Source organism: Helicobacter sp. L8, assembly GCF_003660355.1.
Lineage (GTDB): Bacteria > Campylobacterota > Campylobacteria > Campylobacterales > Helicobacteraceae > Helicobacter > Helicobacter labacensis.
The window spans coordinates 25,754-51,464 of sequence record NZ_QXQR01000001.1 but is presented as its reverse complement, the minus strand read 5'-3'; the positions used below and the strand labels follow the sequence as shown (position 1 = coordinate 51,464).

At 48.8% G+C, this 25,711-nt stretch carries 16 protein-coding genes and 1 pseudogene; 11 read left to right on the top strand and 6 right to left on the bottom strand.

Going from position 1 to position 25,711, the window contains the following annotated elements; all coding sequences use genetic code 11:
- Nucleotides 1–18: 18 nt before the first annotated feature.
- Nucleotides 19–699 (top strand): homeostatic response regulator transcription factor HsrA, encoded by a 681-nt coding sequence (gene hsrA, locus EAO37_RS00215; protein WP_120946016.1) that lies wholly within the window; start codon nt 19–21, stop codon nt 697–699.
- Here the strand turns inward: hsrA and EAO37_RS00210 are convergent.
- From EAO37_RS00210 to tsaD, 5 genes are read right to left on the bottom strand one after another with little or no spacing between them, the layout of a single operon-like run.
- Entirely contained in the window at nt 696–1,043 is a 348-nt protein-coding gene (locus EAO37_RS00210) for a hypothetical protein (protein WP_120950858.1), read from the bottom strand. The genes hsrA and EAO37_RS00210 overlap by 4 nt on opposite strands.
- Nucleotides 1,018–2,181 (bottom strand): succinyl-diaminopimelate desuccinylase, encoded by a 1,164-nt coding sequence (dapE, locus tag EAO37_RS00205; protein WP_120950856.1) that lies wholly within the window; start codon nt 2,179–2,181, stop codon nt 1,018–1,020. Before dapE ends, EAO37_RS00210 begins: the two co-directional genes overlap by 26 nt.
- Complete coding sequence (gene mnmG / locus EAO37_RS00200; RefSeq protein WP_120946013.1) at nt 2,178–4,058, bottom strand: tRNA uridine-5-carboxymethylaminomethyl(34) synthesis enzyme MnmG; 1,881 nt, start codon at nt 4,056–4,058, stop codon at nt 2,178–2,180. Before mnmG ends, dapE begins: the two co-directional genes overlap by 4 nt.
- 47 nt (nt 4,059–4,105) lie before the next feature.
- Entirely contained in the window at nt 4,106–5,698 is a 1,593-nt protein-coding gene (locus EAO37_RS09775) for a methyl-accepting chemotaxis protein (RefSeq protein WP_120950854.1), read from the bottom strand.
- 55 nt (nt 5,699–5,753) lie between these two features.
- A complete protein-coding gene (tsaD, locus tag EAO37_RS00190) occupies nt 5,754–6,788 on the bottom strand; it encodes a tRNA (adenosine(37)-N6)-threonylcarbamoyltransferase complex transferase subunit TsaD (protein WP_120950852.1) in 1,035 nt (344 codons plus the stop codon).
- A 48-nt stretch (nt 6,789–6,836) separates the two neighbouring features.
- On the opposite strand from tsaD, the gene EAO37_RS00185 reads away from it, so the two are divergent.
- From EAO37_RS00185 to hypE, 3 genes and pseudogenes are all read left to right on the top strand, one after another.
- Nucleotides 6,837–7,832, top strand: coding sequence for an agmatine deiminase family protein (locus tag EAO37_RS00185; RefSeq protein ID WP_120946010.1), 996 nt, complete (start codon nt 6,837–6,839; stop codon nt 7,830–7,832).
- Nucleotides 7,832–10,054, top strand: a complete 2,223-nt coding sequence (gene hypF, locus EAO37_RS00180; RefSeq protein WP_120950850.1) for a carbamoyltransferase HypF — start codon at nt 7,832–7,834, stop codon at nt 10,052–10,054. Before EAO37_RS00185 ends, hypF begins: the two co-directional genes overlap by 1 nt.
- Nucleotides 10,039–11,024: pseudogene (hypE, locus tag EAO37_RS00175) on the top strand (hydrogenase expression/formation protein HypE). Before hypF ends, hypE begins: the two are co-directional and overlap by 16 nt.
- On the opposite strand, the gene EAO37_RS00170 reads toward hypE, so the two are convergent.
- Nucleotides 11,021–12,457 carry an amino acid permease gene (locus EAO37_RS00170; RefSeq protein ID WP_120950848.1) on the bottom strand — a complete coding sequence of 479 codons (1,437 nt, stop codon included), beginning with the start codon at nt 12,455–12,457 and terminating at the stop codon, nt 11,021–11,023. The pseudogene hypE and the gene EAO37_RS00170 overlap by 4 nt on opposite strands.
- Before the next feature lie 160 nt (nt 12,458–12,617).
- Here EAO37_RS00170 and mraY point away from each other — a divergent pair, with 160 nt between their 5' ends.
- The 7 genes from mraY to EAO37_RS00135 all read left to right on the top strand — a co-directional run bounded on the left by mraY (nt 12,618) and on the right by EAO37_RS00135 (nt 25,700).
- Complete coding sequence (gene mraY / locus EAO37_RS00165) at nt 12,618–13,679, top strand: phospho-N-acetylmuramoyl-pentapeptide-transferase (RefSeq protein ID WP_120946019.1); 1,062 nt, start codon at nt 12,618–12,620, stop codon at nt 13,677–13,679.
- 63 nt (nt 13,680–13,742) lie between these two features.
- The gene (murD, locus tag EAO37_RS00160) at nt 13,743–14,978 is read left to right on the top strand and encodes a UDP-N-acetylmuramoyl-L-alanine--D-glutamate ligase (protein ID WP_120946006.1); all 1,236 of its coding nucleotides are present in this window, start codon (nt 13,743–13,745) and stop codon (nt 14,976–14,978) included.
- A gap of 1 nt (nt 14,979) precedes the next feature.
- Nucleotides 14,980–16,857: a mechanosensitive ion channel family protein gene (locus EAO37_RS00155; protein WP_205589526.1), complete on the top strand. Its 1,878-nt coding sequence runs from the start codon at nt 14,980–14,982 to the stop codon at nt 16,855–16,857.
- Between the two features lie 8 nt (nt 16,858–16,865).
- Nucleotides 16,866–18,923: a methyl-accepting chemotaxis protein gene (locus EAO37_RS00150; protein ID WP_205589525.1), complete on the top strand. Its 2,058-nt coding sequence runs from the start codon at nt 16,866–16,868 to the stop codon at nt 18,921–18,923.
- 135 nt (nt 18,924–19,058) lie between these two features.
- Nucleotides 19,059–21,125: a methyl-accepting chemotaxis protein gene (locus EAO37_RS09870; protein WP_120950846.1), complete on the top strand. Its 2,067-nt coding sequence runs from the start codon at nt 19,059–19,061 to the stop codon at nt 21,123–21,125.
- Nucleotides 21,126–21,215: 90 nt separating this feature from the next.
- On the top strand, nt 21,216–23,879 hold the full coding sequence (locus tag EAO37_RS00140) for an AAA family ATPase (protein WP_120950843.1): 2,664 nt from the start codon (nt 21,216–21,218) through the stop codon (nt 23,877–23,879).
- A 69-nt stretch (nt 23,880–23,948) separates the two neighbouring features.
- Complete coding sequence (locus EAO37_RS00135) at nt 23,949–25,700, top strand: methyl-accepting chemotaxis protein (protein WP_120946004.1); 1,752 nt, start codon at nt 23,949–23,951, stop codon at nt 25,698–25,700.
- Nucleotides 25,701–25,711: the final 11 nt, after the last annotated feature.

Below are 25,711 nucleotides of genomic sequence, written 5' to 3'. Positions count from 1 at the left end.
TAAAAACAAAGGATGAGGATGCGTATTTTGTTAGTGGAGCGTGATATCCATTTGAGTAAGCAAATCAGCGCTTATTTAGGTGAGAAGAGTTTTCAGGTGGATATGGCAGAAAACCTAGAAGATGGGGAATATTACATCAGTATCCGCAATTACGATCTGGTGTTGGTGGATATGGAGCTTAGTGATGGGAGCGGGCTCAATCTCATTTCCTATGCTAAGTCCAAGCACCCGGCCATTGTGAGTATCATGTTTGCCAACAAGGCTTCTAGCGAACAAGAGATTCGAGCCTTCAAAGAGGGGGTAGATGACTTCATCGCTAAGCCCTTTGATTTGGGTGTGTTAGCCGCTAGGATTGAAGCGCGCTTGCGCTTTTGGGGTTCGAGCATTATTGAGATTGAGGACTTGGTGATTAACCCCGATGAGGAGAAGATCATCTACAAAGGCAGAGAGATTGAGGTCAAGGGTAAGCCCTTTGAGGTGCTCACCCACTTAGCCCGCCATCGCGATCAGATCGTTTCTAAAGAGCAATTATTAGATGCGATTTGGGAGGAACCCGAGCTAGTAACCCCCAATGTGATCGAAGTGGCGATCAACCAAATCCGCCAAAAGATGGACAAACCTCTAGGCATCTCCACAGTAGAAACCGTGCGCCGTAGAGGGTATCGCTTCTGCTACCCCAAGGGTAGCACAGAACATTAAAACGCGATCGCGTTGTGGCTTTGTAGTATGATCTCTAAAACTTCTTGGGCGTGGGTGAGTCGCCCTAGAGCCACCTTAGCCCCAAAATACTCCACGCAGGTTTGACAGGAGAGAATCTCCACCCCTAGTTTTTCTAAATTTTGCAAGGCTTGCAAGGCTTGAGAGTTGTCTATGTGGCTATTTTGCGTGCTCAAAAGCACTCCGCGGTTTAAAAAGATGATTTGCTTAGGCAGTAAGTCTGGAGACACTGCAGAAAGGCTATTTAAAAAGCCCACGACCACCTTAGCCCCCAAATCTCCCTCTCCGATTTTATCCGCACTAAAGATCAGATGTTTGTTTGGCATGCGCCTCCTTGATGATGAGATAGAGTAATTCTATAAAGACTTTGTAAAGCCGATCTAAATCCTCCACACGCACGCGTTCATCTATGGCGTGGATGCGATCGTTAGGCAACCCAAATTCTACCACCTCCACCCCCATAGCCGCTAAAAAGCGCGCATCGCTCGTGCCCCCATGCGTGTTGAGCAAGGGGGTGCGCTTTAAAACCCTAGAGATAGCCTCTTGAAGATGTTTGACCAACACGCCATCTTTGGGGCTTAAAAAGGGCAGGGAGTGTTGAGTCAAAGTGATGCTACAAGGGATTTTCTCTAAGACCACATCTAAGAAATTGGCTACATCTTCTAGGGTGCTCTCAGGGGAGTGGCGCACATTGAAGAGAAGTTCTAGGGATTTGGGTGTAACATTTTCAGCCCCCGAGTCGCTTTTAATGGTGGTGATGATGAGTCTTGAGGGCTCAAAAAAGGCGTTCCCCCCATCCAAATGCACACCAGCGATCAAATTGAGCTTACTAGCGATGAGATCGATGGGGTTTAAACAGGTTTTAGGGTAGGCTACATGCCCAGCAATGCCCTGCACGACAATTTTCCCCCCAATGGAGCCCCGCCTCCCAATTTTCACACTATCGCCCAATTCCTTCATGCTAGTAGGTTCAGCCACTAGGGCGTAATGGGGCAAGAGCCCGCGCTCCTCTAGGACTTCTAAGATGTGCTTGGTGCCAAAGCGCGCCTCCCCCTCCTCATCGCTGGTAAGCAGGATCGAGAGAATGAGCGCGGGGCTATCTGGTTTGAGAGTGGCGCACACATCGCGCAAGGCGCACACAAAGGCTGCTATCCCTCCCTTCATGTCCTGAGCTCCTCGACCATAGAGAAAATCCCCGCGCACCACTCCTCCAAAGGGATCGCAAGACCACCCCTCCCCCACAGGCACCACATCTATATGCCCGGCAAAGCAAAAATGCAGGGGGGTTTGTTTGGGATCGCCAAAGCGTTTGTAAAATAAGACATTGCTCACCCCATTTTTATCCGCGCGCACCACCTCAAAACCCCCCAAGAGTGCCCCGATATAATCAAAGATCCCCTCTTCCTTGGGGGTGATGGTTTTATAGGAGAGTAATTGTTGGGCAAGTTTGAGCACCGCGCTCATGGGAGCACCGCCTTAGTTTTTGCGTGCAAGTGTAGATAGATTTGCAAGACCTCTAAATTAGCTGGAGTGATCCCACTGATATAAGAGGCTTCTAGCAGAGTTTTAGGGCGGTGCTTGCTGAGTTTTTCAATGGCTTCTAAGCCTAATCCGGCGATCCTTTCAAAATTGAAATCTTGAGGGATTTGGCTCTCTAACATGCTTTGCATCTTGGCAATAGAGGTGCTTTGTTTTTCAATGTAGCTATGGTATTTGCAGGCAATTTTAACCTGCTCAAGCACCTCATTATCCAAGTCTTGTAAAAAGTCAAAGAAGGCGCGCAAATCCTGCTGTGTAAAACCCTCACGCCCAGCCAAAAACACCCCATCGCATTTATCATTAATGGGGGCTTGATCTAGGGCTTGGAGTTTTTCTAGGGTGTGTTTATTGGGGGTGATGCTTGTGTGCTTGAGGGTGTGCAATGCCTGCGCGATTTGGGCTTGTTGGGCTTGCAATTTAGCGTAATTTCTAGAATCCATCAAACCTAGCGCGTGCGCGTGTGATCCTAGCCTCAAGCGTGCGTTGTCTTCTCTGAGCAAGAGGCGGTATTCCGCGCGCGCGGTAAATAGGCGGTAGGGCTCTTGAGTGCCCTTGCAAACTAGATCGTCAATCATCACCCCGATATAGGCTTGGTTGCGCGCAAAGACTAGGCGATCTTGCTTATGCCTGCCTAAAGCCAAAGTGGCGTTAATGCCCGCCATTAGCCCTTGTGCGGCTGCCTCCTCATAGCCAGTTGTGCCATTGATCTGCCCAGCTAGGTAGAGATTAGGGATGCTCTTAGTTTCTAGGGTGTGGTGTAATTGCGTGGGTTGCACAAAATCGTATTCAATGGCATAGCCATAGCGCGTAATATGGGCATTTTCTAGCCCCTTGATGGAGTGAATTACTTGCTCTTGAATTTCAAAGGGCAAAGAGGTGCTCAGTCCATTAACATAGTATTCGCTAGCGGATCGGGTTTGGGGTTCTAAAAAGAGTTGGTGGCGTTCCTTGTCCTTGAAACGATGGATCTTGTCCTCAATGCTAGGGCAATAGCGCGGTCCCACACTCTCAATCTGCCCGCTAAACATGGGGGATTTGTCTAAATTGGCTTGTATGATGGCATGGGTGTTGGAGTTAGTGTAGGTGATAAAACAGGGGAGTTGTTCTAAAGGGCTTGGGGGGCTTTTGTAGGCAAATTTAGGGGGGTTAGAGTTGCCATGGTGGGCTTCTAATTGGCTAAAATCAATGCTAATACCCGCCAATCTAGGACAAGTGCCCGTCTTTAACCTACCCACTTGCAAACCTAGCGCGCCAAGTTGGCGCGAGAGTTGCACAGACGCGCTCTCCCCAAAACGCCCATTCTGGCTTTGGTGCGTGCCAATATGCACCAGCCCTTGTAAAAAAGTGCCTGTAGTGAGGATCACCTTTTTAGCATGGTAAGTTTTACCCAAATTGGTTTGCACCCCCACCACAGCCCCCCCCTCTAGCAAGAGAGATTCGACCATCTCTTGAGAGACGCTCAAATTTGGGGTTTGCAAGGCAAGATTGCGCGCTAAAATGCGGTAAGTGTCCATGTCAATTTGGGCGCGTGTGCCCCGCACGGCTGGTCCCTTTGAGGCGTTTAAAGTGCGCCATTGCAACGCGCTTTTATCTGCCAAAAGCCCCATCACCCCCCCCAATGCGTCAATTTCTTTGACTAAATGCCCCTTGCCCAGCCCCCCAATGGCAGGATTACAGCTAGCTAGAGCGATATTATCCACCAAGAGGGTGAGCATGTGCACCCGCGCGCCCATTTTTGCCCCCACAAGGGCGGCTTCTAAGCCAGCATGCCCCCCGCCTACCACCACAATATCCACTTGCATAACAACCCTTTTTTAAAGGGTATTATACCCCAATAAGCCCAACAACCCTAGACTTTGAATTTCCCAAACTCGTTTTCTAATTCCTGATTTTTGGTTACCAATTTGAGGCTATGCGCCTCTAGCTGCTGGCGCACCGCCTTGACTTCCTTAAAAATATTGAGAAATTCGGTGGTAACTTGGTTGAGCTCCTCCATTTTTGCCACCACGATATTGGTTTGGTTGCGGGTTTCTTGAGACCTGCTCTTGGTGGTGCTCAAATTATCCGTAGCGTCTTTAGCGTCCTTGATGAGCAAAGAGGTTTGTTCTGAAACTTCTTGGGATTGGGTCGCCACACTTTGGATACGCGCCCCCATGTTTTCAATGCTTTGGGTTACCATATTCACCATTGCGGTGATTTCGCCCAAGGATTTTTGCGTTTTGCTAGCTAGGTTACGCACCTCATCAGCCACCACGGCAAACCCGCGCCCGTGCTCACCCGCCCGGGCGGCTTCAATGGCGGCGTTCAAAGCTAATAAATTGGTTTGGTTGGCGATTTCCTCAATGATGGAGAGCACGCCCTTGATCTCATTGGCATGGCTGACTAGCTCGCTAGATTCGGTAGCGATCTCCTGTTGGTTTTGCGCGGAGCTCAAAATGAGATCCACAGAGTTTTGAATCTTGTCGGTAAACGCCCCCAAAATGACGCTGGTTTGATCCAAATTCTTAATGGTGTTACTCAAATTCCCCCTAGCCACCTCCAAACTCGCGCCCACTTCATGGTTAATGCTCTTGAGATTTTCTACCGATTTGAGCTCGCGATCAGCCGCTTCGTTGAGTGTGATTGTGGAGTCTTTGAGCGCGACTCCCACTTGGTTGTTCTCCTCTACAATGCCTTTCCCAATTTTGACGATCTCGGCGATCTTGGTGATGAATTGGTTGATAAAGCTACAAGCCGTCCCGATCTCATCTTTAGAGTTAATTTCAAGCTTTTTAGTCAAATCGGCTTCCTCAGATGAGGCTAAATTTCTAGCCGTGGTTTTGAGATTGTTAAGAGGGTTGATCACATCTTTTTGCACCACGATAAAGATTAACAAAATGATCCCTGAGGAAATCCCTATCATCCACAGCAAGGTTTTGGTGCTGAAAGCATCGGCATTGCGCTGGGGTTCTTCTAAGGAGAGTTTGACTTGCATCACCCCAATCATATCCCCGGGTTTATTATTGGTGTGGCAGGTTACACAGCTTTTATCCCCCACCAAAGGTTGCAAAACGCGCACATGCCTATCCTTGCCCACCCCGCGCACCTTGACTTCTTGGGGGGTGCTAGGATCGTTGAAATAGCGCAAAATCTCTGGGTCTTGAGTGAAACTCTGATTCAAGCCAAAGAGTTTAATGTCCCCTTCACCCGGGTAGAATTTCATCTGCACCCCTGGGAGCTTATTGCTGTCATTAATGGCTTTATAAATGGCTTCAGTCGTGCCCACGGTGATGGCTTGCACGATGGTGTTAATGATGGACGCGTTGATGCTTTTAGCTACCTCTTTACCCTGCATTTCTGTCAGACTCTTATAATCGCGTTTGACGGTCATAAAGATCGCAAAAGCCAAAACCCCCAGCAAGACGACTAGGTAGATCACAGCGCGCGCTCGTAAACTCAGCATAAGTTTCTCTCCAATTCTTTTTGGGGTTTTGATTTAGCATTTTAACATAAAAGTGCTAGAGAATTGAATCCGCGCTTTGTGGAATCTCTGTGTGTGGACTGATGTCTAGGGTGTGCGCATCGCTAAATTCTGCATGCTGGTAAGCCACCACCCCCGCGCGCCCGATCATTGCCGCGTTATCCGTGCAAAACTCTAAAGGGGCTAATAGCAATTCTATGCCAAACTCTGCACATAAGTTTTCTAATTGCGTGCGGATATAAGTGTTCGCACTCACCCCCCCCACCAGCCCAAAGCACTCCACTCGAGCGCTCTGCAAATACGCCCGCACTTTGTGTAGCAGATGCGCGCAGGCGGTTGTTTGAAACCCCGCACAGATTTGTGCCTGCAATTCTTGGCTTAAGGGTTGGGCTTTAGCCACTGCCAAACGCACGGCGTTTTTGAGCCCTGAAAAACTAAAGGCTAGGGTGTTTTTTTGTCTAAGGGGCAGAGGAAAGGGGTGCTCCTCCCCTGCAGGGCAGAGTCTAGCGAGTTTTTCTACCACCGGACCCCCCGGATAACCCAAACCCAGCATTCTAGCCACCTTGTCAAAGCTTTCTCCTAAGCTATCGTCCAAACTTTGGGCGATGATGCGCATGTCTATTGGCGCGCGCGCCTCTATGATGAGAGTATGCCCCCCAGAGACTAATAACGCGCTTAGAGGAAAGCGCGCGCAAGGCTGGTTAATAAAGAGCGAATAGAGATGCCCTTTGAGGTGATCCACACTAATAAGAGGTAGGTTTAAACTCAGAGCTAGGGCTTTAGCCATCATTAGCCCTTCTAAAAGGGTAATGGCTAATCCGGGGCGCGTGGTGAGCGCGATAGCTTTAAGGGGGGCAAAAGGGGTTTTACCCCCCAAAAACGCCTTAGCTTTTTGGAGCAAGAGGGGTAAGTTGTGGGCATGCAAGCGGGAGGCTAATTCAGGCACCACACCCCCATGCGCGCTGTGTTCTGCCTCTTGAGAGATTTTAGCATGCCAAAGTAATTTGCAATCCTCTAGGCGCGTGAGCGCGAGCGAGCTATCATCACAACTACTTTCAATACTTAAAAGCATCGCCTCCCTTTAGGGTATAATGCGCCCCATTATACTACAAGGTGAAAGATGGCACGATTTAAAGCAGAATGGGAAGAACAAAGCGCGCTTTTGATGGCGTTTCCGCACGCCTCTAGTGATTGGGGCGCGTATTTGAGCGAGGCGCGCGAGTATTTTACCAAGATTATCCGCACTCTAGCAGATTACCAACGCGTGTTGGTGTGCGTGCATACTAGCGATAGTGGGGGGTTGGACAAACTAAGCCGCCTTAATAATGTTGAGGTGGTGTTATTAGACACCAATGACACTTGGGCGCGCGACTTTGGACCTTTATGCGTGGAAACCGCCGGGGTGCATTTTTATTTGAGCTTTGTTTTCAACGCGTGGGGGAATAAATACGAGAGCAAGTTAGATAGCACCATTAGCATGCGCCTTGCCCAAAAGGGGCTTTTGCGCCACCCCTTGCGTTTTGTGGATGTGGTCCTAGAGGGGGGGAGCATTGAGTGCGATGGGGCGGGCACACTACTAGCTAATCGCTATTCTCTACTCAATCCTAACCGCAACCCGGATCCAGAAAAGAGCATTGCTAGACTCAAACAAGAACTCAGTCTTTCGCGCATTTTGTGGATCGACACGCCCCCCTTAGCCGGAGATGATACAGACGGGCATATTGACACTTTGGCGCGCTTTTTAGACCCCCAAACCATCGCCTATGTGAGTTGCACCGACCCTTACGATCCCCACTACCAACCCCTACAAGAAATGCAGGACATGCTCAAGAGTTTTAAAACTATAAAAAACAAACGCTATAAACTCATCCCCCTGCCCTTGCCAGGTCCCAAATTTTATCAAAACCAACGCCTGCCCGCCACCTACGCCAATTTCTTATTTGCCAATAGCGGGGGGCAACGCGTGCTCTTTGTGCCCACCTATAACGACCCCTTAGACGCGCATGTGCTTAAAATCTTGCAACAGCACACCAAAATTGAGGTGGTGGGGATAGATTGCTCCTTTTTGATCCGCCAACATGGGAGCTTGCACTGCGCGACCATGCAACTTTACTAATGCGCCAAATTTGGGTGCGCGGGCGCGTGCAGGGGGTGGGTTTTAGACCTCTAGTCTACCAAATCGCTAGCGCATTAGGCGCGCATGGTTTTGTGCGCAATGTGGGCGGGGCGGTGCAGATCGTGCTAGAAAAATCCCTAGAATCCCCCTTTTTAGCTGCATTGCATGCCAAACTCCCTCCCCAAGCCCAGATTTTAGAAATCACCACCCAAGACATAGAGATAGAAGCGCTAGATTTTTCTATCCAGCCTAGCCTGAGCGCGCCCTCTGCTTGCGACCCCCTGCCCCTAGATCAAGCCACCTGTTTAGAATGTTTGCAGGATTTAAACGATCCAACAAGCCGTTTTTATCATTACGCTTTTACCACCTGTGCGCAATGTGGACCGCGCTTTAGCATGCTCTATGATCTGCCCTTTGATCGAACTAATACGAGCATGCGCGCCTTTGAGATGTGCAAAGAGTGCGCGCACGATTATCATAACCCACAGAGTCGGCGCTTCTTCGCCCAAGGGCTTTCATGCCCTAAGTGTGCGATCCCCTTGTATTTTCACACCCAAACCAAAGTGCGCACAAGCGCGCCCCTGCAAGCTTGTATAGAGGTGTTGCAAAAAGGGGGGGTGGTGGCAATCAAGGGGATTGGGGGTTTTGCTTTAATGGGAGATGCGCGCGATATAGAGGTTACTAGGCGTATTAGAGAGATCAAAACACGCCCCTTTAAACCTCTAAGCGTGATGGTGCGCGATTTGGACATGGCGCATTCTCTAGCCCATCTCAACCCCTTAGAGGAACAAACCCTGCAGACTAGCAGCGCGCCCATAGTGATTGCGCGCGCTAAAACCCCCCTAAACCCCCTCATTGCCCCTCATTTAGACACTGTGGGGCTGTGTCTGCCCTACACACCCTTGCACCATCTGCTTTTACAAGCTCTAGATCGCCCCTTGATTTTCACCAGCGCTAATTGCAAGGGCGCGCCCATTTTTCACACCCTAGAACAGGCGCGTAGTCTTGCAGTGGAGGGGATTTTAGATCACACCCGCGCGATTGTGCGCCCCATAGAGGATAGCGTGGTGCGTGTGAGTGGGGGGCGTGTGGGGGTGGTGCGCTTGGGGCGCGCTCTTGCCCCCTTGAGTCTGCCTAGTAGTAGCCCGGCTTTACTCTGTGGCTTTGGGGCACAAAGCAAAGCCTCTTTGTGTTTTAGCCAAGATTTTAGCCTGATTAGCCCTGAGATGGGAGATTTAGAGAGTGTGGAGTGTGTGGAGCATTACCAAGATAGCTTAAATTTCTATTGCCACCTAAGAGGCACGCCTGAGCACACCGCCATAGATTTACACCCCGGTTATTGCTCCTCTAAGCTAGGGAGTCAACGCGCTAGGCAGTGGGGCGCATCTTTAAGCCAAGTGCAACACCACGAGGCGCATTTTTACGCCCTTTTGGGCGAATACGCGCACACACACCCCCCAAAGCCGGGGCAGAGAGTGTTGGGTTGGATTGCCGATGGCTTTGGGCTAGGTTTGCAGGGGCAATTATGGGGTTGTGAAATCTTTGAGGCACAATATAAGGACTTTTGGGAGGTTAAACGCCTCTATAGCCTAGAACCCTTTGAGATTTTAACCACCCCTAAAGCCCTTAAAAATGCGCACTATTGCGCCTATGCCCTAGCGCGCGCACACCACTTGCAAGGCTTACTAGATCGCGCCCAGATAGAACACGCAGATTTGATTAATCGCATGCTAGATTCCCACCTGCAAACCCGGCTCACCACCTCTTTAGGGCGACTCTTTGATGCGATCGCTACTTTTTGTGGGGTGGGGGGGCTTAATAGCTATGAATCCCAAAGCGCGGCGCAATTAGAGAGTTTGGCGCGCTCAATAAATAGCCACGCGCGTTATGGCTTAGAATTAAAACAAGATTGTATCGCTTACCATGCCCTGCTCACAGAATTACAAGCAGATATTTTAAACGCCAAAGAGGCTTTAAGCGCGCGCAAATTCCACAACGCCCTTGCTCATTTAGCCCTAGAATTGCACCAACGCCACCATGCGCCTTTATTGCTAGGGGGTGGGGTGTTTGCTAATGCCTTGCTTGTCCAGAGTATTAGCGCGCTCTTGGGCAAAAACGCCTTTTTCCCCCAAAAACTCCCCTTTGGGGATGGGGCGATTGGCTTTGGGCAAGTAGAATATTTACGCAACCAAATAAGGAGGCAGGCATGCGAATCGCTTTAAGCTGTGGGAATGGGGGCAAGGAAAGTTTAGAACTTATTAATGGGGTGTTTATGCCCTATTTACAAGAGTTTTTGAGCGCAGAGGGTGAGGACGCTGGGATATTTGAGGGGGGGGCGTGCGCCTTGAGCACGGATAGTTTTGTCATCGATCCACTCATCTTCCCCGGGGGGGATATTGGCAAACTGAGCGTGTGCGGGAGCGCTAATGATGTGTGCGTGCGTGGGCGCGCCCGGAGTTTTTGAGCATGGGTTTTATCTTAGAGGAGGGGCTAGAGATCGCGCTTTTAAAGCAAGTCTTAGATTCTGTGCGCACACAGTTAGAAATAGGCGCTCTTAAATTACTCTCCCTAGATACTAAAGTCGTGCCTAAGGGGTGTGTGGATAAACTCTTTATCAACACCACCGCGCTAGGGCGCGTGATTTACCCGCATATCAGCGCGCGCCATCTCAAAGTAGGGCAGAGTATTATTGTGAGCGATTGCATTGGCACACATGGCGCGTTGCTCTTTTCTTTGCGCCATGAAATCCAGTTACACACCTCTTTACAAAGCGATTGTAAGCAACTCTTTAGCGTGCTAGAGGGGGTGTTAAAAAGCCCCTACCAACTCTATGCGATTCGAGACGCCACACGGGGCGGGCTAGCTGCCCTGCTCAATGAATGGGCTTTAGCCTCTAGAGTGGGGATAGAGATTGAGGAGGCACAAATCCCCATTTTAGAGGGCGTGGGGGGGGTGTGTGAGATTTTAGGGCTTGAGCCCTACGCTTTGGCTAATGAGGGGGTGTGTGTGCTCAGTGTGGCTAGCAAGGACGCTTTAGGGGTGTGCGATCTATTAAGGCAGGGGGGGGCAAACCCGGCTATCATTGGGGAGGTCATACAAGCGCGCACCCCTTGCGTGTATCTGCGCAACGCGTGGGGTTCTAGGCGTTATTTAGAAATGCCTGAGGGGGAGTTGTTGCCGCGCATCTGCTAAAGCCCCTGTTCGTGTTGGTAACCCCATTTGTCTTTGGTGAGATAATAACCCATATAGCACAAAATCGCATACCCGATTGTCAGATACGCCCCAACGCGCTGTTCAGGGTCCATATACGCCCCAATGACCCCAATAATCGATCCGCTAATGCCTATGAATTGGATGAGGGGTAAAAAGGGCGCGCGGTAGGGCAATTCGTCTAAGGATTTGCCTGAAGCCACAAATTGTTTTCTAAAATTGTATTGGGCGATACTCACGCTAATCCACACGATGATCACGCTAAAGCTAATGATATTGATGAGAGCCTCCATCATTTCTTTGATCCGCCCATTTTGGACATAATCATTGCCAAACATAATAATAAGGGTGCAAGCCATGGACAAATACATCGCATAAACGGGCGTGCCCTGTTTGTTGAGTTTAGCAAAGATGGGAGGGAACATCTTTTTTTGGGCTAAACCATAAACCATACGGCTAGAGGCGTAAATCCCTGAGTTGGCAGTAGAGAGAATGGCGGTGATGATGACAAAATTCATAATGTCGGCTGCATAGGGAATCCCTATGCCAAAAAAAGGCAGGGGGATGCGCTCTAGGGTGCTCACAAAGGGGCTTTTAGTGATGCTAGAATCTGTCATGGGCAAGAATACTGAGATGATGATCACCGAGCATAAAAAGAAAAACACAATGCGCCATAAAGTGGCTCTAATGGCTTTGGGCATTGCCACACTAGGGTTTTTAGCTTCCCCAGCGGCTACACCTACGATCTCTGTGCCCGTGTAGGCAAAGATCACCGCCAAGATCGCCCCAAACACCGCGCTAACCCCCTTAGGGAATAACCCTTCTTGGAGATCTTTGCTGGGGTGATCGATGTAAAAATTCGCAAAAATGCCCCCTATGCCATGCAAATAAATTTGGTAGAGTATCCCAATTACGCCCAGCACGATGAAAATAAACACCGCAAACACCTTCACAGAGGCTAGGAAAAACTCCCCCTCAGCAAAGATTTTCACCGAAAAGGCGTTGAGCAAAAAGATGAGCGCGATACAGGCTACCACCCAGTAAGTAATGGGCACCTCTGGAAACCAGCGTCGCATCAGCGCGCCTACCGCGAAGTATTCTACCGCCACGGTTACGATCCAGCCCACCCAATACATCCAAAAAACCATGTAACCTGTGGCTGGACCAATAAAGCGCGTGGCGTAATCCCCAAAACTCCCCGTGCTAGGATAAACGCTGGCTAACTCTCCTAAAGAGAGAATGATAGAATAGACAATCACCCCGCCCACAATATAGGCTAGCAGAGTGCCCAGAGGTCCCGCATTAGCGATATTACCCCCCGTGCCTACAAATAACCCCGTCCCAATGGTCCCGCCCAAAGCGATCATCAACACTTGGCGTAATTTGATGTCGCGGTTTAAATTTTCTTGTTGCATACCTTACCTTTCTTAAAAGCGCTCCTTAAAACAACCGCGCTTTAAACACAGCAAGTATACCAAAGCAAAAGTTGGCGCATGGGCTAAATTCCCTTGTCAAGGAACAACGATTAAGCAAAATTGAGCATAATACGATTTGATTTTATTGCAAAGACGCGCGATGCTTTACTACCTTTATGCCTACTTCAACATCAATATCTTCCAATACCTGACCTTTAGAGCGGGCTTGGCTTTTTTTATGAGTTTCTTTGCCTGTGTGTATTTCATGCCCGCTTTTATCAAGTGGGCTAGGGCTACAAAAGCTAGCCAACCCATTTCAGAGTTCATCCCCCACCAAAACAAGAAGGACACTCCCACGATGGGTGGGGTGGTGTTTTTGGGGACCACAATTGTGTCTTCTTGTTTGAGCGCGCGCCTGGATAATCCCTTTGTGCTCTTGGGCTTGTTGAGTTTGCTAGCCTTTGGGGCGATTGGCATGCAAGATGACTACACCAAGATCACGCAAAAAAAGAACGCGGGTATCTCAGCGCGTTTGAAAATGCTCTTGCTCTTTGTGGTTTCTCTTTCTATTGCCTACGCGCTCTCCACCTTGATCTCTGAGAAAAATCTCTATGTGCCCTTTTTGAAAAACCCCATCTTTTCTTTTGAACACCACTCGATCTTATTGCTGGGCTTTTGGGTGTTGGTGTTTCTCTCTACTAGCAACGCGGTCAATCTCACCGATGGGCTGGACGGGTTAGCCACCGTGCCTAGTATTTGCGTGCTATTGAGTTTGAGCGTGTTTATTTATGTGGTGGGGAATGCGGAATTGAGTAAATATTTGCTCTACCCTAAAGTGGTGCACAGCGGGGAGGTGGTGGTGGTTTCTGCTGCGCTCATGGGGGCTTTGTTGGGCTTTTTGTGGTTTAACGCCTTCCCCGCTGAGGTGTTTATGGGGGATAGTGGGAGTTTGGGGATTGGGGGCTTTATTGCCTACATGGCAATCATCACTAATAATGAAATCTTGCTGGTGTTAATGGGCTTGGTGTTTGTGCTAGAAGCCCTATCGGTGATCTTGCAAATTAGCAGTTACAAGGTGCGCAAAAAGCGTATCTTTGCTATGGCACCCTTGCACCACCATTTTGAATCCAAAGGCTTGCCCGAAAATAAGATCATCTTGCGCTTTTGGATTGTGGCGATCCTAAGCAATCTTGTAGCCCTGCTCAGTTTGAAAGTGCGTTAAGGCTAACCACTTTTTGGTGTTTTTGTGTTAAAATCTTATTATCATCATCAAGCGGTGGACACAATGATCTCTTTACTTGGGTATGGACGCACTAATCAGGCTTTTGCTACTTATTTTGCCCAGCAAGACACGCCCTGCGCCATTTATGACGATGCGATCCACACCCCCGCCACCACACCCCACAACCAACCCCTGCTCCCCTCTAGCGCCTTTAACCCGGCGCATTCCTTCTTGGAGATTGTTAGCCCCGGGATTCCCCCCAACCACCCTTTGGTGTTGGCTAGCCGTCATTTGTGTAGCGAATACGATTACATCGTCCAGATCAAGACCCCCCCGCCTAGCTTTTTTGTGAGTGGCACCAATGGCAAGAGCACCACGACCGAAATGTTAGGTTTGCTCTGCGCCCCCTTTGGGGCTTTGGTGGGCGGGAATATTGGCACACCCTTGATCGAGCTTAAAGACGCGCCCTTGTGGATTTTAGAAACCAGCTCTTTTAGCCTGCACTACACCAAGCACTACGCCCCCCATCTCTACATTTTATTGCCCCTAGCCCAAGATCACCTAAGCTGGCATGGGAGCTATAGCAACTATGTGTGCGCCAAACTCAAACCCCTTTGCATAATGCCCCCCTCTAGCCCCGTGTGGCTCCAAGCGCGCTTGCAAGATCACCCCCTCGTGCGCCAAGCCGCCCAAAGACCCAGCCCACCCCAGCTACTTTTTTATGAAGACTCCGCGCATTTAGCTAATTACATGGGCTTGGATTTGTCTAAGGTGCGCTTTGAAGAGCCCTTTTTACTAGACGCGTTGTTGGCGTTGAGCGCGTCAAAAATCGCCTTTGGGGAGGTGGATTACGATCGCCTCAATAGCTACACCCTAAAACCCCACCGCCTAGAAGTCTTCCAAGATGACAAGGGGCGCACATGGGTAGATGATAGCAAGGCGACCAATGTGGATGCGACCCTAAAAGCTCTAGCGCGCTTTAGCGATCGTTTCGTGCATTTGATCGTGGGGGGGGACACTAAGCAGGTGGATCTAACCCCTCTTTTTGAGAGCCTAGCGCGCATGCAAGTGCGTATTTACACCATTGGGGCTAGCGCGCAACAGATGTCGCAAATGGCTAGGGAGTATGGCGTGCCGGCTTTGCGTTGTGGCGATGTGGCTAGCGCGGTGCGCGCGATCAAAGCCTGTTTAAAACCCGATCAAATCGCCCTGCTTTCCCCTAGCGCGGCTAGTTTGGATCAATTCAAATCCTACCAAGAACGCGGCGATCTCTTTAAAGCTTGCGTGTTGGAGTCTTAAAATGGCTATCTTGCGCGCCTTATTGCTTTGTTGCTTGTATTTGGTGGGTGTGGCGCGCGCTGAGGGCGATCCGGACGCTATCGATCTCTACTTGCTTTTAAAGCAGATCAGCCAGCTTAACCAAGTGATCGCGCGCTATGAAAAAGACCCTATCAAGCGTTCAGAAATCCCTCTTTATAGCGATCAAAAAAACGACCTCATCCACACCTTCGCCTTGCGCCTGCTCAATAACCAAGAGCAAATCGGCATTGACATCAAAAAAAATCTCCAGCAACAAGCGCGCCTCAAGCAGATTTTGCTCAAGAGCAGTAATGATCTCTACACCTATGTGTTGAGCACCCTAGAGCTCAAAAGCCTAGAAGCCGACCAGCAGATGCATGACTTTTTAGAGAAATTGCGCACTTCCCTAGACTTTTTCAGCCAAGAAAAAGATGTCAAAAGCCTCAGCATGGCGATCTTGCTCAAATTAGAGAGCGCGGCGGCTAAAAGCTATGTCTTGCCCCCCAATTTAGACACGCTCCAGTTGCACCAACTCCAAGAAGCTCTCAATAATTACAAGCTCAAGCTCAAGACCTATCTAGAAGTGCTCCACTACATCCAAGCCCACCCCTCCCAAGTGCTCTCTAAAAATGTGCTCTTTAGCATTGACATGCACTGGATTTTAGATCGCATCGCAGGGATCATCAATGCGATCTTCCCAGGTTCGCATGGCTTGCGTAGCGCGAAGATCCTTCTCTCCTTGACCCTTTTGTTGATCTTGCTCACACTTAGAAAATTGGTTACCACGCTGTTTATGAAAGTGCTCGATCTCTTCGTGCGCTTTAGCCGTAAGAATCAGCATGTCCAAGAGAAGATCCGCGATAGTATCCTAGCTCCCATCTCCACCTTTTTGCTCATTTACAGCTTTGATATTTCCATAGACATTTTATACTACCCCCAGCCTGCCCCCCTCAAATTCAACATGTATTTAGGGGTGATCTACATCTGTTTGCTAGGCTGGCTAGGGATCGCGTTGTTTAAGGCTTATGGGGCAGCCTTGCTAGCCACCCTAGCCTCTAAGCGCAATGGTTTTAGACGCGAAGTGGTGAATTTGATCCTCAAAGTGGCTTACTTTTTCATCGTGATCATCATCATCTTAGCCGTGTTGAAACAACTAGGCTTTAATATCTCGGCTATCATCGCCTCTTTGGGGATTGGCGGTTTGGCTGTGGCTTTAGCCGTGAAGGACTTATTAGCCAATTTCTTTGCCTCTGTGATCTTGCTCTTGGATAATTCCTTTGGGCAAGGGGATTGGATTGTGTGCGGGGAGGTGGAGGGCACTGTGGTGGAAATGGGGCTTAGACGCACCACCGTGCGGGGTTTTGACAACGCGCTGTTATTCGTGCCTAATTCAGAATTGGCGGGCAAATCGATTCGCAACTGGAATCGGCGCAAGGTGGGACGGCGCATTAAGATGAATATCGGGCTCACCTACGGCTCTTCGCGCGAAAACTTGGCTAAATGCGTCTTAGCGATTCGCACTATGTTAGAACAACACCCCCACATCGCCCAATACTCCGATTTAGACGCTTCTGCCAAGCGCGAGCTCAACGCCCAGCACGATTATATGATGGATCGCGAACACATCGTGTCCATGGACGATCTAATGGGTTATAAATCTAATCTCTTTGTATATGTGGATAATTTTGGGGATAGTTCCATTAATATTTTGGTGTATTGCTTTTCTAAAACCGTGGTGTGGGGAGAGTGGCTAGCTGTAAAGGAGAATGTAATGCTAGAGATCATGCGCATTGTGGAGGAATTGGGGTTGAGCTTTGCCTTCCCCTCCCAGAGTGTTTACTTGGAAAGTGTCCCTGACGCTTTGAAGCGCCATCAATAAGGAAAATTATGTTTAAGAATCTCAAGCTTGGGGTGAAGAGTGTTTTGATGAATTCGATCATTTTGGTCGTTTCCTTCGCGTTATTAGGCATTTACTTTATCCACGAAGCCACAGAAATGCTAACCCATGATGCTAGAAAGGTGGTGAAATACCAATCCTTCCACAAAGCTAAAGCGATCGCCCTAGAGCTCAATAATCTAGCCCAGTCCTTGATCCACTACGCGTCTTATTTTTCTGAGGAGGGGTTTGTGTTTCTAAAAAACGCCTCGGATGCCACCATTAATAACAATATAGGCAAATTGGTGCTCGACAAGCACTTTGTGCGCCAAGCGTGGTTAGTCTTCTTGCAAAATAACCAAGCCCACAAGAGTTATGAAGTGATGGAAGAGCCCGATAACACCTTGCACTTCCGCCAAAACACCTCCTTTATTTTGCAATCCCCCCTCATCGCGCGCGTCGCACAAGAACTCAAACCCTTGCGCTCCCCCACAGATTTTACCCCCTTGATCGATGGCTCGCGGCGTTTTGGCACGACCATCGCTACGCCGATTTTTGATGAAAAAAAACGCTTAGTCGCCATCGCAGGCATTTTCATCAACATGGAAATGTTGCAGGATCGCTATTTTCCCACTGATAAGAGCGAAAACGGGTTTTTCATGGGGAGTGGGAATCGCATTTTCGCGCTCAATCGCGATCACAACTTGCAGGGCAAGACTTTCCACGATGTGATGAAAGGCGAAGACACGGCAGAAATCGAAACCTTCAGGGAAAAGGCGCAAAGCAATGCCTTTGGACACAGCGCCTTCTATTCTAATGTGCTCAAATCCGATGTGATTGTGTCCCTTTACACCTTCCGCCCCTTTAAAGCGATCCACCAAGAACACAACTGGATGATCGGCGCGGTGATCTCCCAAAAAGACCTGCAAAGACATGTCGCCAAAATGCGCTGGCAGATCACCCTCATCGTGTTGGTCTTGCTAGCATTGACCATGACCGCGGTATTTTTATACACCCATTATGCGATCGTGCGGCGTGTGGAGCGCGTTTCTACAACCTTGAGCGATTTTTTCAGACTTTTAAACCACCAGACATCCCAAATCACCATCCACAAATCCAGCTGGAACGATGAGATTGGGGGCATGTATACCAAGATCAACGAAAATGTGCTAAAGATCAAGGAATCCTTTCAAAGCGACAATGAGATCGTAGCCGATGTGATCTCTGTGGCTTCAGCGATAGAACAGGGCAATATCACCCAGCGCATCCATGCCAAAGCCTCCGCCCCCAATTTGGCTAAATTGATCCAAACCGTCAACACCATGATAGACTTTTTAGAGCAAAGGGTGGGAGCGGATTTGAACCACATCTTAGAAGTGGTGCATGCCTACCAAGATTTGGACTTCACTTCCAAAATTGCGCGCGCTAAGGGGGATTTTGAGATCGCCACCAACCAGCTAGGCGCAGAGATCGTAAGGATGCTAAAGACCTCTTCAGGTTTTGCTACAACCCTCAATGAAAAGTGCCAGAGTTTGAAATTGCACATGGACGAGTTGGCTGCCAAATCCGCCCAGCAATCCGCTGAGATCAAAAACACCACCCAAAGTATTGAAGCCATCACGCAAAACATCACCGCGGTGAGCTCTAAGAGTGATAGCATGATCGCCCAAAGCCATGAAATTAAAAGCGTGGTGGAGATGATCTCTGAGATCGCCGATCAAACCAATTTACTAGCCCTAAACGCCTCCATTGAAGCCGCGCGCGCGGGTGAGCATGGGCGCGGCTTTGCGGTGGTGGCTGATGAAGTGCGCAAGCTTGCCGAGCGCACCCAAAAATCCCTAGGTGAAATCGAATCTAATATCAATGTGCTTGTGCAGAGTATCGCGGAAAATTCCAGCGCGATCAAGGAGCAAGCCGATGCGGTGTTGAGTATCAACCAGATCATTACCCAATTTGACACCAACCTAAGCCACAATGTGGACATTGCCAACAAATGCCTCTGTGTCAGTCAGGACATTGAAACCATCGCCACGGACATTTTAGATGACACCAACAAAAAGAGATTTTAAGGTTAGATATGCTAGCACCAGCTCACCAGCTCACCAGCTCACCAGCTCACCAGCTCACCAGCTCACCAGCTCACCCCTGTATTGTGTTAGAGATTGAAAACCTCTTAAAGCGCACCAACTGTAGGGAGGAATTGCATGTTTAAGAATATGAAATTAGGCACTAAGGTTGTTTTGGTTGTTTCTGTGATTCTTTTTGTGCTCTTTGGAATATTGGGGGTGATCTTGCTCACCAACGCCAACCGCACGATGAACCGCAATATCAAAGCCACGCTCAAAGAACAAACCACGATCAAGACCAATAATGTGATCTACGCCTTGAATAGCATCGCGCATGCGGTCTTGAATTTTACCGGTTATGTCGCCTCTGCCCCCCAAGTCTTAAAAGAGGACAATAAGATGAAGGACATGCTTGTCAATTTGATCCAAACTAACGAAAAAGGGCATATTCGCGAAGCCTTCTTAGTGGTGCTCAATGAGAGGGGGCAGCCACAAAATAGCGTGGGGGTGTTTAAGGACAATAGCAATAAAATACAAGTCTACCACAACGAAAAGAGTTTACTAGACTACCAACCCGTGCAAGAAGTTTTAAAAACCCAGCAAAACGCCCGTAGCAAGACCTACCACATGTCTCTATTAGGAGGGCATAAGATTTTTGGCAATATCATCGCCCTCCCCATTAGAATCCATGGCAAAATGGTCGCCGTTGTAGGGGTTTTTACCGATTTTGAGCGCGTCCAAGCCCAATTCTTCCCCCAAGGCGATCAAAACGGGTTTTTGCTGGGACGCACTGATGATATTTTAGCCTTCCATGCCAACCACAAATTGCAGGGCAAGCAGTTTGTAGAAGTCATGCGCGATGGTTTAGCCCAAGAGATTTTAGAGTTTAGAAAAAACGCCCAACCCCAAAGCATCAGGGTGATCACTTGGCGTAGCGATGTTACTAAAAGAGAAATGGTAGCCGTGCTCTACACCTTCAAACCCTATAAATTGATTCTGCCCAATGTCCATTATAATTGGCTTGTGAGCGCAGCTGTGCCAAGCGAAGTAGCCTTCAAGGACCTCTACACCATGCGCAAAACCATTGTGATTGGGGGGTTCATCACTCTAGGATTTGTGAGTTTTGCGCTCCTTTTGTTTTTCTACTTCCAAGTGATCAAGCGTTTGGAGCGCATGTTTGCCATGTTGCGCTCTTTTTTCAAACTCATCCAGCACGAACAAGAAACAAGAATCCCAGTCTACACCGTGCGCTACCATGATGAGATCGGCTTGATGTCCAAGGAGATCATCGCCAATATCCAGCGCGTCCAAACCACCTTTGAGGCGGATAACGCCATGGTGGCGCACGCCACCCTGAACGCCACCAATGTGGAAAAGGGCTTTATCGTTTCTAAGAATCTCGAATGCCAAGCAAATTGCACCCCCCAGCTGTGCGATCTGCTCTTCACTCTACACTCCATGATCGTGGGCTTGGAGAAAAACATCGGCGCGGACATCAATAAGATTTTAGGCGTGGTGCATGCCTACCAAAACCTAGACTTCACCCCCAAGATCGAATCCGCGCATGGTGATGTGGAATTAGCCATCAACCACCTAGGCGCAGAGATCACCAAAATGTTGCAGGTGTCCTTAGACTTTGCCAACAATTTAGAGATCAAGGCTTCAGGCTTGAAAGAGAGCATGGACAAGCTCATGGAAAACTCCGCGCAACAATCCGCTGAGATCAAGGACACCACCCAAGTGATTGAGAGCATCACCCAGCGCATTAGCGATGTGAGCGAGAAAAGTGGCGCGATGATCGCCCAAAGCCAAGAAATTAAAAGCGTAGTAGAGATGATTCGTGACATCGCCGATCAAACCAATTTGCTAGCTCTAAACGCCGCCATTGAAGCCGCGCGCGCGGGTGAACACGGGCGCGGTTTTGCGGTGGTGGCTGATGAAGTGCGCAAATTAGCCGAGCGCACCCAAAAGTCTTTGGGCGAGATCGAATCTAATATCAATGTTTTGGTGCAAAGCATCGCGGATAACTCCAGCGCGATCAAGGAGCAAGCCGATGCGGTGTTGAGTATCAACCAAGTGATCGCGCGCTTTGATGTCAATCTGACACATAATATTGAGATCGCCAATGAGTGCTTGAGCATTAGCCAAGATGTGGAGCACATCGCCAATGACATCTTAGAGGACACGAATAAGAAAAAGTTCTAAACGCGTGCGCAACGCCCATACAACGCCCAGCGCGTGGGGGCTATCTATCTGTTTTAAAACTTGTAGCATAATGCGCTACAAGGAGATACTATGCACACACCAAATATTTTTGAAAAACTCACCAATCAGCTTAAAGAAAGTTTGGATCAGGCTCTAAGTCTAGCCCTGCATGCTAAAAATCAAGAGATCGAACCCATCCATCTTTTTTGGGCGTTGCTCAGCAACAGCCAATCTTTACTAAGCCATGCGCTCATCAAAATGGGCATAGAGAAAACCCCTTTAGAGCTAGAGGCTAGAAGTGTAGTAGATAGCCTGCCTAAGAGTTCGAGCGTGAGCGCGCAGGGGATTAGCCTCAGCAAGAATCTCTTGGATGCCTTGCATAGTGCTTTGGGCTGGAGTGTGAAAAATGGGGATCAATTTGTGGCGCTAGATAGCTTTATTATCGCTAATGCAGAGCTGTTTAGCCACTATTTTAAGAAATTTTTAGATGTGCCAGAGCTTATTAAGACCTTGCAGAGTATGCGCAAGGGGGTGAAAATCAACCAGCCTAGCGATGATACCACGCTAGAAGCGTTAGAAAAATACGGGATCAACCTCACCACCAAAGCCCTAGAAAACACCCTAGACCCAGTGATTGGACGCGATGAAGAGATTTTGCGCATGATGCAGATTTTGATTCGCAAGAGCAAGAATAATCCCATTTTATTAGGCGAGCCGGGGGTGGGTAAAACCGCCATTGTGGAGGGGCTAGCCCAGCGCATCGCTAAAAAAGAAGTGCCCTTGTCTTTGCAGCACAAGCAGGTGGTCATGTTGGATATGAGCATGCTCATTGCTGGGGCGAAGTATAGAGGGGAATTTGAAGAACGCCTAACTAAGGTGGTGGAGGAGGTCAAAAAAGCGGGCAATGTGATTTTATTTATCGATGAGATTCATACCATTGTGGGAGCGGGGGCGAGCGAGGGGAGCATGGACGCAGCTAATATCTTAAAGCCCGCCCTAGCGCGCGGGGAGTTGCACACCATCGGGGCAACCACACTCAAAGAATACCGCAAATACTTTGAAAAAGATAGCGCGCTCACACGCCGTTTTCAGCCCATTTCTTTAGAAGAGCCTAGCGTGAATGAAACCTTGCAGATTCTAAGAGGGCTTAAAGAAAATTTAGAGGCACACCACAATGTGAGCATCACCGATAGCGCGTTGGTGGCGAGTGCCAAGCTCTCACACCGCTATATCACCAACCGCTTTTTGCCCGATAAAGCCATTGATTTAATTGATGAGGCGGCTGCTGAGTTGAAAATGCAAATCGAATCAGAACCCTATGCCCTCTCCCACACCAAAAGGTTAGTGCAACAACTAGAGGTAGAAAAACAAGCCCTACTTATGGAGGAGAATCCTAGCAACAAGCAACGCCTAGAGGAGGTGCAAAAGGAGCTTGGCAACGCCCTAGAGGAGAGGCAACGCCTAGAAGCGCAGTTTGAAAATGAAAGGCGGGTATTCAAAGACATCGCACAGGCTAAGAACAATATTGAGAGCTTGAAGCGTGAATCCGAGCTAGCCAAACGCCAATCGGAGTTTGAAAAAGCCGCTAAGATCGACCATGGAGAAGTCCCCAAATTAGAACAGGTGGTGCGCGATTTGGAGGCACAATGGGCGCGCATGCAAGAGCAGGGGAGTTTGTTGCAACACGCCGTAACCAAGGATAGTATCGCGCGCATTGTGAGCAAATGGACGCATATCCCAGTCCAAAAGATGTTGCAGGAGGAAAAAGATAAGATTTTACACATCGAGCAGGAGCTGGCTAAGAGTGTGATCGGACAATCCCAAGCCATTAGCGCGATTGCTAAAGCGATTAAGCGCAATAAAGCGGGCTTGAGCGATCCTAATAAACCCATTGGGAGCTTTCTATTCTTAGGACCTACGGGTGTGGGTAAAACCCAGAGTGCCAAGACTCTAGCCCAGTTTCTCTTTGATAGCCAAAAGAATTTGATTAGGCTGGACATGAGCGAATACATGGAAAAGCACGCAGTGAGTCGCTTGGTGGGCGCGCCTCCCGGGTATGTGGGCTATGAGGAGGGCGGGCAACTTAGCGAAGCGGTGCGGCGTAGCCCTTATAGCGTGCTCCTCTTTGATGAGATTGAAAAGGCACACCCGGAAGTCTTTAACATGCTTTTGCAGGTGCTTGATGAGGGGCGACTCACAGATAATAAGGGCGTGGTGGTGGATTTTAAGAACACCATTATTATTTTGACCAGCAATATCGCCAGCGACAAAATCTTAGAATTTGAGAGTGTCCATGCTAAACATAAGGCTGAACAGGAAGTGTTAAAAGCCTATGATATTGAGAGCGATCAAATCATGGAATTGAGCGAAGAGCACGATAAGCAAAAAATAGTGCAAGAAGCCCTGAAAGCCTATTTCAAGCCCGAATTTTTAAACCGCTTAGATGAGATTGTGATCTTTAACCCCCTGCATATGGAATCCATCATGCAGATTGTAGATTTGATGTTTGCAGATATTCAAGAAAAACTCAATGAAAGGGGGGTGCAAATCACATTGAGCCCGCAGGCTAAGGAATACATCGCCAAAAGTGGGTTTGACCCAATTTATGGCGCGCGCCCCCTTAAACGGGCTTTGTATGAGGAGATTGAGGATCGCCTAGCCACTTTGCTTTTAGAGCAAGACAGCGCGCATTGGAGCGATAAACATCTCTTATTTGATGTGCAAGAGGGTAAAATTGTGATCAAGGAAGTTTGATGCAAGGTATTACGCGCTGTTTCACCCCCCCCCCCCCCCCCGATTATTAAGCGTTATTAAGGAGTGGCTATGACCTCTTTTTCTCTAGGCAAGCAAATCATCGTTTTATGGGCGTTTAGCGTGCTCACTATGGGAGTTACCCTTTTGCTCTTTGCGCAGAGCAATAGGGAATCCATAGAGCATGTGCACAAACTTGTCGATCTAGATTTAAAACGCCTGCTAGGCGAACAGCTCAAATTAGCCACAGACGCGCTCGCGCACAGCATTTCTAACGCGATCAAGGACGCGCCCACGGACGCGCTCAAAAAGCGCATTGTCAGCGATATTTTGCATGGTTTTCGTTTTGAGGAGGACAAATCGGGCTATTTCTTTGCCTATGAGGAATATGTCCCCTTTTACAACCCCAATATCACGGACAAAATAGGCACAAGCCTCAAGGATGTGCGCGATAAAAACGGCGTGCTCTATATCCAAGACCTCTACAAAGCCGCGCAATCAGGAGGGAATTTTGTCTACTATGTCTTCCCCAAACCCCTTTTAAATGGGGGCGTGCGCGACACAGATAAGATCTCCTATGCCCAAAAAATTGAGGGCACTACTAATTTGTGGATTGGCACGGGGGTTTACATGGACAATGTTGAAGAGCGCACCAAGACCATTATTTACGAAATTGAAGGGAGTATGCGCTACCATTTTTATCTCTACGCCGCCATTGTCGTTTTACTCTTATTTGTGGTGGTGATGCCTCTATACTATCTGTTTTACCGCAAAATCACGAGGAATATTAGCACCCTTAGTGGGGCTCTCAAGGATTTTTTTGCCTTTGTCAATTACCGCGCCAAAAACGAACCCAAAGAAATTATCTTGCACTCTAAGGACGAGCTAGGCGAAATGGCGCGCGCGCTTAAAAGCAATGTGCAAGAAGCGGTGCAACACTTCCAAGCCGATCAACACTTCTCCAAAGACGCGCTAAGCGTCCTAGACAATGTCCATACCGGCAATTTCGCCCAAGTCATCTACGCGCATGCGGCTAACCCTGAGTTAGAACGCTTGGGCGCGGATCTCAACGCCTTTTTTAAATTTCTCAACGACATTTTCCGCCACATCTGCACCACCATCCAAACCTATTCCAACAACGATTTCCAAGCCGGTTTAGAAACCACCAATTTGCAGGGGGCTTTTTTACAACTCGCCAACGACATCAACACCTTGCAAAAAAGCATTGTAGATTCGCTCAAGCACTCTTTGGATTTTGCCCACGCGCTCCACCAAGAAACCAATACTCTCAATGAAACCACACGCCGCCTACAAGACGCTTCTAAACAACAAGTGGACTCTTTGGATCAAACCATGAACGCGTTGGGGCGCATTAGCAATTCCATGCAAAGCGTGAACGCCAAGAGTCAAGAGGTGATGGAACGCTCTGAGGGAATTAAAAATATGGTGCTCATCATCAATGAGATCGCCGATCAAATCACCCTACTAGCCTTGAATGCTGCCATTGAAGCTGCTAGAGCGGGCGAACATGGCAGAGGCTTTGCGGTGGTGGCTGATGAAGTGAGAAAACTAGCTGAGCGCACGCAAAAGTCTTTAGGTGAGATTGAGGCTAATACCCAATCGCTCACCCAATCTATCAATGAGGCTGCTAGCGCCATAGAAGAGCAGACAGAGGGCATCACACAAATCCATAGCGCGATGGCAACCCTAGAGCAGACAATGGTGCATAACGCGCAGATTGCCACCACTTCTTTGAGCATTAGCAAGAATGTGCAAGACATCGCCCAGGATATTCTCAATGAAGCCAATAGCAAGAAATTTTAAAAAAACAGGGT

Coding starts and splice junctions, on each gene's coding strand:
- hsrA (WP_120946016.1), top strand. CDS start 19: ATGCGTATTTTGTTAGTGGAGCGTGATATCCATTTGAGTAAGCAAATC.
- EAO37_RS00210 (WP_120950858.1), bottom strand. CDS start 1,043: ATGCCAAACAAACATCTGATCTTTAGTGCGGATAAAATCGGAGAGGGA.
- dapE (WP_120950856.1), bottom strand. CDS start 2,181: ATGAGCGCGGTGCTCAAACTTGCCCAACAATTACTCTCCTATAAAACC.
- mnmG (WP_120946013.1), bottom strand. CDS start 4,058: ATGCAAGTGGATATTGTGGTGGTAGGCGGGGGGCATGCTGGCTTAGAA.
- EAO37_RS09775 (WP_120950854.1), bottom strand. CDS start 5,698: ATGCTGAGTTTACGAGCGCGCGCTGTGATCTACCTAGTCGTCTTGCTG.
- tsaD (WP_120950852.1), bottom strand. CDS start 6,788: ATGCTTTTAAGTATTGAAAGTAGTTGTGATGATAGCTCGCTCGCGCTC.
- EAO37_RS00185 (WP_120946010.1), top strand. CDS start 6,837: ATGGCACGATTTAAAGCAGAATGGGAAGAACAAAGCGCGCTTTTGATG.
- hypF (WP_120950850.1), top strand. CDS start 7,832: ATGCGCCAAATTTGGGTGCGCGGGCGCGTGCAGGGGGTGGGTTTTAGA.
- EAO37_RS00170 (WP_120950848.1), bottom strand. CDS start 12,457: ATGCAACAAGAAAATTTAAACCGCGACATCAAATTACGCCAAGTGTTG.
- mraY (WP_120946019.1), top strand. CDS start 12,618: ATGCTTTACTACCTTTATGCCTACTTCAACATCAATATCTTCCAATAC.
- murD (WP_120946006.1), top strand. CDS start 13,743: ATGATCTCTTTACTTGGGTATGGACGCACTAATCAGGCTTTTGCTACT.
- EAO37_RS00155 (WP_205589526.1), top strand. CDS start 14,980: ATGGCTATCTTGCGCGCCTTATTGCTTTGTTGCTTGTATTTGGTGGGT.
- EAO37_RS00150 (WP_205589525.1), top strand. CDS start 16,866: ATGTTTAAGAATCTCAAGCTTGGGGTGAAGAGTGTTTTGATGAATTCG.
- EAO37_RS09870 (WP_120950846.1), top strand. CDS start 19,059: ATGTTTAAGAATATGAAATTAGGCACTAAGGTTGTTTTGGTTGTTTCT.
- EAO37_RS00140 (WP_120950843.1), top strand. CDS start 21,216: ATGCACACACCAAATATTTTTGAAAAACTCACCAATCAGCTTAAAGAA.
- EAO37_RS00135 (WP_120946004.1), top strand. CDS start 23,949: ATGACCTCTTTTTCTCTAGGCAAGCAAATCATCGTTTTATGGGCGTTT.